Here is a 12,750-nt window from a genome sequence, read left to right as displayed (position 1 = left end):
CGGGAATGACGAACCTTTAAAGAATTAAAAACTGATTTTAGTTACCGGAGTAAAAATCAGATCATCAACGCCGGCAATTTTAACACCTATCCTTGCGAAAACATAATTTTGAGCCGGCACTATGGCTGGGATCGTTACACTCATGTTCAGGTTATTCAGGTCGGCAATGGCTGCACCATTGATTTGTTGGGTAGCAATGTTATTGCCCCCATCTACAAATTGTGTTTTATTAATATAAAGTGATACATTTTCGATATCCTTGCCATCGGCATTGGTAATGATTTTTTCTAGTTTGCAAAAACCGTTTACTTTACCCGAAGCAGCGGCAAGCGTTGCTCCACGAATCATGTAGTAAGGCATCACCTCGATATCCATTGTTTTAGCACCATTAATATTTACGGCAATGGTATCCTGCCTGCCTGCAGCATTCTTTTTCCATAAAAATGGCCCCTGGTTTGGCGAAAACACGAGTTTATAATCTCCATTGAATAATTTAGCAGAATAGGTTCCATCCTGGGCTACATTCACATTTAAAGCGGAGTAATTGCCAAAACCCGATTGCCAGAGTTCGAAATTAACCTGCCCGTGCTGTACACTGATGGGTTCTCCTTTATATACAATCCTTCCGGTAAAATCGGCTTGGGGTGCATCGTAATTATCTTTTTTGCATGAGGTAAAAAGCACCACAATAAGTGCGACCATCATGAAATAATATTTCTTTTTCATCTCTATATCTGCTTATTGGTTCGGGTTTCTAACAATTTTCGGGTTTCCGTTAAGCACATCCTGCGCTATAGAGGAATAATAATTACCAATACGGAAACGGTGTGCGGCAGTTACACGGCTGGGTTTAATCACTTTAAAAATGTATTTCAGGTGATTTGCATTGCCGGGATTATAATATTTGTAAGGCCATAACCCAAATACCTGGGTACTGGTGCGGGTTGCACTGCCGATGTTGGTGGCATTGATAAAATCGGCTGTCGACATGTTGTTGCCGTTCCATACTTTATCAGCAAGTCTCCAGCGTTTCATATCCCACAATTCATGCCCTTCAAAAGCAAATTCTACTTTACGTTCGTGTACAATGCGGTCGAAAGTAATTTGTGCCGGGGTTAAGGCGGTGGTTAATCCGGCACGATCACGCACGGGTTTAATGTAATTGGCTGCAGTAGCCGGATCGCCGAGTTCAAAAGCAGCTTCAGCTGCATTTAACAATACCTCAGCATAACGGTAGCGGATCCACCAAACATCACTCCGGGTACCAATTTGACCTGAACCTGTAGCAGGATCTAAATATTTGCGGACATAAAAGCCTGATTGTGCACTGAATTCGAGTCCATCAACCGGACCATCTTTACCAACTACCTGTACAGAAGCCGGATTATCGGGTAAAACTTCCTTTTTTTCCTGCCCAAAATTATCGCCGGTAATAATCGAACCATTTGCCAGCTGAATACCCGCCCAGATATCAACGGTTTTACCTTTAAACTGTGTTCCTGGTAGGATAACCGTACCTGCTAAACGAGCATCGCGACCTGCAAAAATATCGTTGATATTGCTATAATAAACCGGGTTACCGCTTCCATCAACCGAGGCCATAGAGGCGTAGCTATTGTCCAGTTTTTCGAATGACTGAACCAGGTTTAAGGATGGATTTAAACGCCCGCCCTGTGCTTCTTCGGCAGAAGAGCGTGGTTGGTTATCGACGGTAAAACCATGTACTTTGTTGGTTTTCAACTTAAAATCTTTTACAAAAATCACTTCAGGATTATTGCCTTTATCGGTAAAAAGTGAAGAGAAATTTTCTGATAAATTCGGGTTTTTATTATATAGTGCATATTTACCACCATCGATAATTTCTTTTGCGGCATTTAATGATTTGGTAAAATAACCATTGGCCAGGGCCGAAGATATTCCTACCTCTCCACCTGGTAAGGTTAACTGCGAATTGCTGTATTTGGCAATAGAACCGGCGTATAATGCAGCTCTCGATTCCATGGCCAAAGCTGCTGCTTTTGTAGCTCTGCTTTGTACAGTTGCATTATCAGGCAATATGTTTTTAACGGCTTCAAGCTCCGAAATCACGAAATCATAAACCTCAGTTTCTTTTGCCCTTGGGTATTGCAGGTAGCTTGGATCGCCACTATAATCATATTCCAACGGAGTGGTAATTAATGGAACACCACCCATTCTTTTCACCATTTCGAAATAAACACCGGCCCTGATAAAACGGGCTTCGGCAAGGAAACGGTCGCGGTCTTCTGCTTTTAAAGCGGTAGCTTCCTGACCGCGTTTGATAAACATGTTCAGGTTATTAACCAGTTTATAAACATCCATATCCCAATATCTCCATGAATCGTATCCGTATTCTAAATTCTGGTGACGGAAATAATCGCCACCTGCAGAGGCAAAACCTTCATCAAAATCAGCATAAAGCCACCACGATTCGATGCGCTGAAAATCGGGATAACTATCGTATAAATCCCCTAAAACAGTTAAAACAAGGTTAGGATCTTTCCATACCGCATCAATGGGTAAGATACTGGTGGGTTGTTTATCTAAAAACTCCGAATCTTTTTTACACGACTGCGCAAAACTTAAACAGGCTATGGCAGCAAATGCATATATAATTTTTTTCATCTGATTAGTCTTTTTCATGTTACAGTGTTAGTTTAAGGCCTATATTAAAGAACTTATTCTGTGGGTACTGCAATCCGTTATCGTCTGCAATTTCCGGATCAACACCATAATCTTTTAGGTTATCGATAGAGAACAGGTTATATCCGTTTACATATACTCTTGCATTCTGGATTTTGATTTTTTCTGCCCATTTTTTTGGTATGGTATAACCAATTTCTAGTGTACGGGCACGCAGATAACGTACGTTGTGAATCCAGAAGGTAGAATTTTTATCGTAGTTACTGTGTGTTGAGTCATTAAAACGCAGTGCAGGATATTTGCCTGGAATCCAGGGACTGCTTAAGTTATAAGGATCGGTACGGTGCCAGCTATCATCGGCAAAATTCTGAAGCAGTGCACCACCGTTTTGAAACGCCCAGCGTTGCTCCCAGTTCTGGTTCCACGAATACATCGCCCCACCAGAGAAATCGGCTGTAAAATCGAAGTTTTTGTAAGAGCCGCCAATGGTAAAACCAAAGCCAACATTGGGTTGCCCTGTTGTGGTATAGCCAATTGGGCGCATATCATATCCATCAATAATACCATCACCGTTCTGATCTTTATAAATCAGATCCCCGGGCAATAGAGAACGGTTACCTTTTCCATCAATATTTACTTTATAATTGTTGATTTCGTCAACATTCTGGAACTGTCCGGTTACTTCGTAACCCCAAAAAATATCGGTGTAACGCTGGTTTTGGCTATTTCTGTAATTATCCCATGAGTTGCCATAACGTGGCTTATACTGATCTAAGTATTTTTTTCTGCTGATCGAAATATTACCCCCCACATTGTAATTAAACTCGCCAATTTTATCTCTGTAGTTTAATGAGAATTCGCCTCCAAACTGCGCATCACTTTCCAAATTTTCAGGGTTTTGAGGATATCCCAGTTCAATAGGAACCACAACATCGTTTTTAATGGCAAATAAACCCGTACGTTTTCTATAAAAATAGTCTGCCGTACCTGATAGTTTGTTTCCAAACATCGAAAAATCAAGGCCGATATCGGTAATTTTACTTTTTAACCACGTTAAATTGTTAATAATCGGACCTTTATCTCTTGAGGTTGTAATGTTTTTTCCATCCAAAATCACAGTACCCTGATTGTAACGGTATCCTGGAATATAAGCGAATGGATCAAGCGGGCGATTCGCATCACCTAATACACGGAGATCATCATCACCTAATACCCCGTAAGAGGCACGCAATTTCAAATCGTTTAAGATATTGCTTTCGCCTAAAAGGGATTTCATAAATTTTTCCTGTGTAATTCTCCAACCTATTGATGCCGAAGGAAAGTAACCTACCCGTCTATCAGGCGCAAATTTCCATGAGGCATCTCTACGACCAGAAAGTTCGAGGTAATATTTGTTATCATAGTTATAGTTTAACCTACCCACATAACCCACGCGGGCTTCTTCTTCCTGGATATCTGCAAAATCCTGTCCATCCATATCTGCGAATTGCAGCACTGGCAAAATATTGGTTTGCGGTACCGCGTGCTGGAAAGTGTAGGTTCTGAAACGATCTAAACGCTCTGCCACCAATACGCCACCAACCGTATGTTTACCAAAAGTACGGTTGTAATTGGCCTGAATTTGATAGGTATTGGTATATACTTTTTCATTCCTGCGTTCCCTGTAAGGATTTGAACTTCCGATTTTTTCCTCATAAATACCTGTTTCCGGATGGTAGGTATATACATTGTAGGTGTATTCGTGACCATTAATTACGTTATCGGCAATGTAATAAGAGTATAATCCTTTTATTTCGAGCCCTTTAATCGGCGTATCGTAACTTGCTGATAAATTGGTTTGTAAAACCCTCCAGTCTGATTTCCAGTACCCTGTAAGCGCTTTGCTTTGTACGGCAAACTGTTCGGTATTGTGCCCGATATCATTCGGGTAGTTTGGATTGCCATTGGCATAAGCCTGTTCTGTTGGCCTGTTTCTCAATAGGGCAAAACGGGCGGCAAAATAATCATCACCACCTGGTACACCTGGTTGATCGCGGCTTTCGATACGGCCGTTAATGAGCATACCCACTTTAAAACGATCGGTTATTTTAGCTTCGATATTACTTTGGATATTGGTCCGGTTAAAATCAAATTCTCGTGCCGTTCCATATACAGCTTTCTGATCCAATCGGGTAGCTGAAAAATAATAGTTCACTTTATCGGTACCGCCAGATGCACTTAAATTTACTGAACTCTGCGGGGCATTTGGCGCAATAATAATATCTTTCCAGTTCTGGCTTTGATAGCCGTATTCTGTTCCGGCTTTCCATTTATCCAGTTCTGCCTGTGTAACATTGGTTGTTCCATTCTGATTCATTTCAGCAGTAGCTTGTCCAAGTTTCCATTGGTAAGCATCGGTAGTCTCCGGAAAACGTACCCAGTTTTGCCAGCCTGTATAGGCATCAACACTAAAACTATTACGCGTGCCATTTTTACCTCTTTTGGTGGTAACCAAGATTACCCCGTTTGCTGCTCTGCTACCATAAATAGCCGCCGAAGCATCTTTAAGTACAGTAATGGTTTCGATATCGTTTGGCGAAATGTTATTAAATTGGCCCGCGTCCTGCTGGATTCCATCAATAACATATAAAGGATTACCCATATTACGAACCTGAATATTGGCGCTTGATCCTGGTCTGCCGTCGGGCATTCTAAATGAAACCCCAGGCAGTTTACCTGCAAGGCCACTACTTACTGTTGAGCCTCCATGCACTTTTTCGAGGTCTTTACTGCTAATGGATGAAATGGCCCCGGTAATGGCTTCCTTTTTTTGCGTGTTATAACCTACAACAACTACTTCTGAAAGATCGTTATTGGAAGGATTAAGTTTAACGTTAACCTGAGTACGACCGGCCAATGCCACCTCCTGATTGGTATATCCCACGTAAATAAAAATCAGCGTGGCATTTTTATCGGCCACCTGAATTTTAAATTTTCCGTTACCATCTGTTGTTGCTCCCGTGCTGGTGCCTTTAATTTTAATGCTGGCACCCACAACCGTTTCACCTTTCTCGTCGGTTACGGTTCCGGTAACGGTAGTTTGCTCTTGTGCACTGAGCTGAAATGAAAGTAAGAGTAAAGTAATTGAAGTAAGAATAACAGAAAGGATTTTGCGTTTCAAAAACATTTTTTGAAGCAAGAACCTATCCATGCGTACAAAGCCGCCATAGGAGAATAAACTTCTTTTCATATTTGGTTAGTGATTTGGTTAGTTATTAGAAGTAAATGGTTTTAGTTCGATTTAATTCTAAACCAAAGATTCGGTTTTTAGCTTTTGGAAGGGATACGCATTTGTATCAATATTTCTTCATTTTGTCTCTATTTGTGCTGGAGGGGATACGGAGATATGATTGGAATATATTTTAGCAAGAGATAAAAGGATAAACACAAAGAGTTTATTAGCACACGGTTTGGCTATAAGAAACTTGCCAGTTTGATAACATGGAGCTAGAGAAACATAATGTTGTCGCCCTGAAGAACTCTGTGATGGCTCAGGGAAGCCCCGATATCACTTCAAGCCCTCTCCCAAGCCTAATTTATTGCCGATGAATCGGTAAAGGTAAAGGTTCGGGATCCGGGCTTTACGTTTGATCAGGTTTATTTAACACCAGCCCTATAGTGCTAACGCAGACCTCGCAGTTTTTTACACTAGGTTTTGCGTTAGGGATTGTTAAGGGTTTAGTACCGATCATTCATCGGTACCGGAGCGAAGCGCAGCCCTGAAACGCCCCACCCTTGCGCAGCATGGGTAACGCCCAAATCAATTTGCAGTTGGCCGCTAACCGTTTTCAGGCCTATAAAAATTGAGCCTTACTCCTGCTAAGGCTGCCCTAAATAAAAATCGAAAGGTTTATCGCGGTCGCAAACCAATGTGCCATCTTTAAATTCGAGTTCGGCAACGTGGATCGATGTACGTTTATTGGTATAAGAAAAAGTATAATCCTGATCCAGCGTTCCTTCGAAATGCGTTTTTCGACCAGGATGGGTAAAGTAGAAAATGTAAGCCTTTCCGCCAACCACCTGCACATCGGCATGCGCCCCTGTTGGTGTATCTTCTGGCCGGTGGCCGGGAACATCGAGCACCATACCCTGTTTTTCCCAGCTTTTACCATCTTTCGACTGGTACACCCTTTGCCCATGCCATTCATCGGTAATCATCCAAAACCAGTTGTTAAAGAAAAACGCCTTGGCGCCTTCGTGCGGTGCGCCACCGATAGCGGGTTCGGTTTGGGCTATCCAATGTTGCAGGTCTTTACTTTCTGCTGTCATGGTAATGCTTCCTTTCGAACTGTCTTTATACCACATGTGCCATTTACCATCAGGCATTTTAAGCAAGGTGGGATCAATTACATGTGCTGAGTTGAGGGAAATAAGACCTTTATATTTCCAGTCCCACAGATTTTTACTGGTATAATGCGCAATTTTAGCTGTACCACCCCAGTGGTTACGCACACCCTGAATATAAGCCAGGTACATGTGGTAAACACCCTTTTCATAAATTACATCAGGTGCCCAAAAAGTATTTACACCAGGTTCGAAATCGAGGTTAAGCGCACCTTTATATACAAAGGTCTGCCCCTTATCGGTAGAAGTGGCCACACCGATATTGGTGCCATAACAATAAGCTACATCATTGGTTTGTGCGTTTGCCCTGCGCTGGGTATAGAGCATCCACCAGCTTTTTTCGGCATGATTATACACCATAACCGGATCGGCTGCTCCATCATAAATCGGATCGCGGTATAAGGGAGAGGGTGCTTTGCGGAACGCTTGCGCAGATGCAGCGACCGAAAAAAACAGCAGTATACCTAAACTTAAAATTTTATAATTTTTCACACTTGGGAGGTTTTTGGTTAGTAGACAACAAATAACAGCATTTGCCCTTCAGCGCAAAATTCATCTGTCTCAATCTTTCTACTTATCCTCTCAAATTTAATTTGAGCTAAAAGCAAACCTTTTCTTTAATATATTTGAAGCTGCTGACCAAAATATCTTGAAAAAACTCTTTATCCTTTTGTTTCTGCTATTTTCGGCCAATTTAATTTGGGCGCAGCCTTACTATTTCAGGCACTACCAGGTAGAAAACGGGCTATCGAACAACACGGCCTTTTGCAGTGTGCAGGATGGAAACGGTTTTATGTGGTTCGGTACAAAAGACGGGTTGAACAGGTTCGACGGTTATTCTTTTAAAACCTATCGTCACGATCCTGAAAAGAAAGGCAGTTTAGGAAACGACCTGATTTATGCGCTGCACCATGATACGGATCAAAATCTATGGATAGGCACCAATGATGGTGTTTACCTTTACAATCCTTCAAAAGAAAGTTTCTCCCTCATTAAAGAAACCAAAGGCATGCGCATTATCGATCTGGCCAGCGACCAGAACGGCAACCTCTGGATTTTATCTTCATTTAAAATATACCTGTACCACAAAAGCACCGGAAAAATAAAACTTTTTACCACTAATGCCCCTTTTGATGCAGGTTTGGTTACCGTTTTAAAGGATGGTGGGATTTGGATCAGTACCGGAAAGGGAACCCTGGAAAAATACAATCCCAAACAAAATAATTTCGAGAGCTTTAATATCAATGGCAAAAATAAAAAGCCCGAATATGGCTGGGTATCACGGATAGCAGAAACAGAAAGTGGCCTGTTGTTAATCGGCACGACCAATCAGGGCGTTAAACTCTTTAATCCGGTAAACTTGCAATCCAAAAATATTTTAAGGCTCAACGATGATCAGACCCCAATTTTTGTAAGGGATATTAAAAAAACAGCGGCACACGAATTCTGGATTGCCACCGAATCGGGCATTTATGTTTATAACGACGAAACCGAAAAAATTACACACCTCCAAAAACAGTACAACAACGATTATTCGTTAAGTGATAATGCTGTTTATACCATTTGCCAGGACCGTGAAGGAGGCATTTGGACGGGCACCTATTTTGGCGGTTTGAATTATTATTCTACCCAAACTTCGCTATTTACCAAATACTTTCCGCAGAAGGGCACCAACTCCATTAGTGGCAGCGATGTAAGGGAAATTGCGAAAGACCAGGCCGGCAATTTCTGGATTGGAACGGAAGATGCTGGATTGAACAAACTGGATCTTAAAACGGGGCAATTTAAACATTTTGTACCCGATGGAAAGCCCGGGAGTATTGCTTATTCGAACATCCACGGATTGTTGGTAGATGGTGATAAACTTTGGGTGGGTACCTTTGAGCATGGTTTGGATGTAATCAGCCTGAAAACCGAAAAGGTGATTAAACATTATCAGGCCGGTGTAGGCAATGCTTTACGCACCAATTTTATCGTCACTTTTTGTAAAACTCGATCAGGGGAAATTCTGGTTGGAACCATCAACGGAATTTATCGCTACAACCGTAAACTTGATGATTTCGAACCCATTCCAAACCTTCCCTTTCTTTTTTACGATTCGGTAATTGAAGATAGCGAAGGCAATATCTGGGCAGGCACTTTTAATGATGGTGTTTTTCAGTTTAACTTATCCAAACCCGGGGTTATAAATTACCGTAATAAAGCAAACGACACTAAAAGTCTTAGTCATAACACCATTAACAGCATTTTTGAAGATAGCAAACACACCATCTGGGTAACAACAGATGGTGGTGGTTTATGCCGGTTTAACAAAAAAACACTTGAATTTAAACGTTATGGGGTAAAAAATGGTTTCCCCAGCAATTATCTCTTCCGTATAGAAGAAGATGCTTCGAATAAATTCTGGATCAGCAGCACCAGGGGACTTATCCATTTTGATGCGGTAACAGGACTGAGTAAAACCTATACCAAAGCCAACGGCTTGCTTACTGATCAGTTTAACTACAATTCGGCCTATCAGGATAACAACGGGCGGATTTATTTTGGTAGCGTAAAAGGATTAATCAGTTTCGATCCCAGCAACCTTAAATCAACAGTTTACCAAATACCCGTGTTTTTAACCGGCTTCCAGATCAACAGTACCGGAATGGGCTTAAACGATGTCGATTCTGTTTCCAACACATCCATTGTGTACGCCGATACCATCGAACTTAATCACAACCAATCATCTTTCAGCATTGATTTTGCAGCCTTAAGCTATCGTTCACCAGAGATGACGGAATACGCCTACAAAATGACAGGCCTTTATAAAGATTGGGAGTATTTAAAAACCAACAGAAAGGTATATTTTACCAAACTCGCCCCGGGTAGTTATACCTTTGAGGTTAAGGCATTGGTAGAGGGCAGTAATACCTGGAGCAGCAAAAATGTAAAATTGCTGATCAAAATCCGACCGCCCTTTTACTTAAGTCCGTTTGCCTACTTTCTTTACGTTGTTGGCGCAGGCGCAATTATTTTCTTTCTGGTGCGGAGGTACCATCAAAAAATCGCCCAGAAAAACAGCAGGCGTATGGAAGTTTTTGAGCACGAAAAACAGAAAGAAGTATACCAGGCTAAAATTGAATTTTTTACCAATGTAGCCCACGAAATCAGGACACCACTTACCCTGATTATCGGCCCGATGGAAAAACTGATTAAACAAGCCGGTGCGGTGCCTGCCATCGAAAAAAACCTAAAAATTATGGGCCGCAATACCGATCGTTTACTTAAACTCACCAATCAGTTACTCGATTTCAGGAAAACGGAAACCAGCGACTTCTCCCTAAACTTTGTAAAGGCAGATATTAAAGAAATTTTGAAAGATGTTTTCCTTCAGTTTCAGCCCGCGGCCGAGCAACGCAACATTGCTTATCATATTCATCTGCCCGAAAAAGCATTTCAGGCCTATATTGATGTAGAGGCTTTTTATAAAATCATCAGTAACCTGGTGGATAATGCCATTAAATATGGCAAAACAACAATAGAAATCAGCTTATCTGAATCAGCGGGACAGGATAAATTTAAGGTCTGTATTAAAAGCGACGGCAATAAAATTCCGCTAGAAATTAAGGATAAGATTTTTGAACCTTTTTTCAGGGCAAAGGAAACGGAAATTACAACAGGAACAGGAATAGGGCTTTCCATTTCTAAATCACTCGCACAGTTACACAGCGGCGAACTTTACCTTGATTTTAATGACCATGATTTTAATATATTTGTATTAGAACTGCCCATCCATCAACTTATTGAATTTAACCTGAACGGAAAATGGAAGAAATTGTAGGTATACTCAGCATGAAAGATCACCAGGAGATAGAGAAAAATGTGGTGTTATTGGTAGATGATAATGAGGATATTCTCGATTTTATTTCGGATGACCTGGAAGAAAAATACCAGGTGCTACAGGCCAGAAACGGGGTAGAAGCATTAGAGATTTTACAGCGAGAAATTGTACAACTCATTATCAGTGATGTGATGATGCCCGAAATGGACGGCTTTGAATTTTGCGCCAGGGTTAAATCCACATTGGAGTTTAGCCACATTCCGGTAATTCTGCTTACGGCAAAAAATTCGCTGCAATCTAAAATAGAAGGGTTGGAACTTGGTGCCGATGCTTATGTAGAAAAACCATTTTCGCCCGAATTTCTGCAGGTACAAATTTCAAGCCTGATCAAAAACAGGAACAAAATCAAAGAATATTTCTCCAGTTCTCCCCTTTTGCACATTAAAAGCATTGCTTATTCTAAAGCAGATGAAATATTTTTAGAGAAACTGCAGGATGTAATCAATAAAAACATCAGCAATCAGGATCTCGATGTAGAGCACCTGGCCGAAAAGATGAATATGAGCCGCCCTACGCTTTACCGCAAAATAAAATCCATTTCCAACCTGAGTCCTAATGAACTGATCAACCTGGCAAGGTTAAAAAAAGCTGCTGAATTTTTAAACGAAGGCATGCTGAAGATTTACGAAATTTCGGAAATGGTGGGCTATAGTTCCCAATCGCACTTCGGGCGGAATTTTGCGAAACAATTTGGCATGTCGCCTACTGACTATCTGAATGGTAAAACAGCGGAGAAGAAAAAAGGGTAATTTAAATGTTATCAAGCGCAAGGACTCGTCATTGCCAGAAGGCTTTTTCAGCCGATAGCCCGCTCAGATTTTCGGGAAAGCAATCTTAATGCACACGCTAGTACCGAAAGTTTTAAGATTGCTTCGTACCTCGCAATGAAGATCTTTCTTCTCATACATTAAATTCCTTCCATTTTTCATCTCAAATTCAAACCATTATATATCCATTGTTATTATCCTTTATTATGCGTAAATTGTATTAACCAAAATATAGAAGTTATGAATATGCTTAAGAAAATCGAAAACTGGGGCGATCATCACCACCCAAAATGGTTAGACTACTTTAGAATCTTATTAGGTCTCGTTTTAATCTGGAAAGGCGTTGATTTCTACATCAATATGCAGGCTTTTAGTAATTTAATGAGGGGAGCATTTTTAGGTACGGCAATCAGCATCAGCTTGCTGGCGCATTTCATCATTATTTTACACATTTTAGGTGGTTTAGCGATTACGCTGGGTACTTATACGCGCACATTCTGCCTCGTTAATTTACCTATACTCATTGGCGCTGTATTCTTTGTTAATATTTCGGGCGGCATTTTTAAACCCTACTCAGAATTTTGGTTTTCAGCTTCGGTATTGGCCGGATTAATCTGTTTCGCTGTTGAAGGAAACGGGATTTTATCAGTAGAACATGAAAAAATTTACCCGAAACAGGCAGTTTAATATTAATTATAGTACCTAAATTTTATTAAAAACAGCTCAAATCAGCTGTGTATCGATGCTTTTTGATTTTTTTACACAAGCTAACTAAATGATTAGCAAGGTATAAAATATTATTTAAAATTTTTGATAGGAAAAGGTTTGCAGATTTGCTTCAAGTTTGTACTTTTGCAGCGGAGAGTTGGCAGAGTGGTCGATTGCGGCAGTCTTGAAAACTGTTGACTTGTTAAAGGGTCCGCGGGTTCGAATCCCCCACTCTCCGCCAATGTATAATCAAAATACATCAAAACGCTTTAAACTATATGTTTAAGGCGTTTTTTGTTTATGGCCCATAGCAAAATCATACAATTTATGGATCAGTTACAAAATCTG

7 protein-coding genes and 1 tRNA gene are annotated in these 12,750 nt (G+C 40.8%); 4 read left to right on the top strand and 4 right to left on the bottom strand.

The genetic code is table 11. The features are described from left to right. Positions 1-24: 24 nt before the first annotated feature. From R2R28_RS05175 to R2R28_RS05160, 4 genes are all read right to left on the bottom strand, one after another. The gene (locus tag R2R28_RS05175) at positions 25-726 is read right to left on the bottom strand and encodes a DUF3823 domain-containing protein (RefSeq protein ID WP_316824640.1); all 702 of its coding nucleotides are present in this window, start codon (positions 724-726) and stop codon (positions 25-27) included. Between the two features lie 12 nt (positions 727-738). Further along, the gene (locus R2R28_RS05170) at positions 739-2,661 is read right to left on the bottom strand and encodes a RagB/SusD family nutrient uptake outer membrane protein (protein WP_316824639.1); all 1,923 of its coding nucleotides are present in this window, start codon (positions 2,659-2,661) and stop codon (positions 739-741) included. 1 nt (position 2,662) lies between these two features. Further along, positions 2,663-5,890 (bottom strand): TonB-dependent receptor, encoded by a 3,228-nt coding sequence (locus tag R2R28_RS05165; RefSeq protein WP_316824638.1) that lies wholly within the window; start codon positions 5,888-5,890, stop codon positions 2,663-2,665. A gap of 629 nt (positions 5,891-6,519) precedes the next feature. Next, positions 6,520-7,536 (bottom strand): glycosyl hydrolase, encoded by a 1,017-nt coding sequence (locus R2R28_RS05160; RefSeq protein ID WP_316824637.1) that lies wholly within the window; start codon positions 7,534-7,536, stop codon positions 6,520-6,522. 157 nt (positions 7,537-7,693) lie between these two features. On the opposite strand from R2R28_RS05160, the gene R2R28_RS05155 reads away from it, so the two are divergent. The 4 genes from R2R28_RS05155 to R2R28_RS05140 all read left to right on the top strand — a co-directional run bounded on the left by R2R28_RS05155 (position 7,694) and on the right by R2R28_RS05140 (position 12,643). After that, a complete protein-coding gene (locus tag R2R28_RS05155; protein WP_316824636.1) occupies positions 7,694-10,867 on the top strand; it encodes a two-component regulator propeller domain-containing protein in 3,174 nt (1,057 codons plus the stop codon). Then, positions 10,852-11,676 carry a response regulator gene (locus tag R2R28_RS05150; protein ID WP_316824635.1) on the top strand — a complete coding sequence of 275 codons (825 nt, stop codon included), beginning with the start codon at positions 10,852-10,854 and terminating at the stop codon, positions 11,674-11,676. Before R2R28_RS05155 ends, R2R28_RS05150 begins: the two co-directional genes overlap by 16 nt. A gap of 264 nt (positions 11,677-11,940) precedes the next feature. After that, the gene (locus tag R2R28_RS05145) at positions 11,941-12,381 is read left to right on the top strand and encodes a DoxX family protein (protein WP_316824634.1); all 441 of its coding nucleotides are present in this window, start codon (positions 11,941-11,943) and stop codon (positions 12,379-12,381) included. A gap of 172 nt (positions 12,382-12,553) precedes the next feature. Continuing rightward, positions 12,554-12,643 (top strand) — tRNA-Ser (locus R2R28_RS05140). Positions 12,644-12,750 lie beyond the last annotated feature (107 nt).

The sequence above is a fragment of the Pedobacter miscanthi genome (genome assembly GCF_032678605.1).
GTDB classification, from domain to species: domain Bacteria; phylum Bacteroidota; class Bacteroidia; order Sphingobacteriales; family Sphingobacteriaceae; genus Pedobacter; species Pedobacter miscanthi_A.
This window is presented reverse-complemented; position numbering and strand designations above follow the sequence as displayed.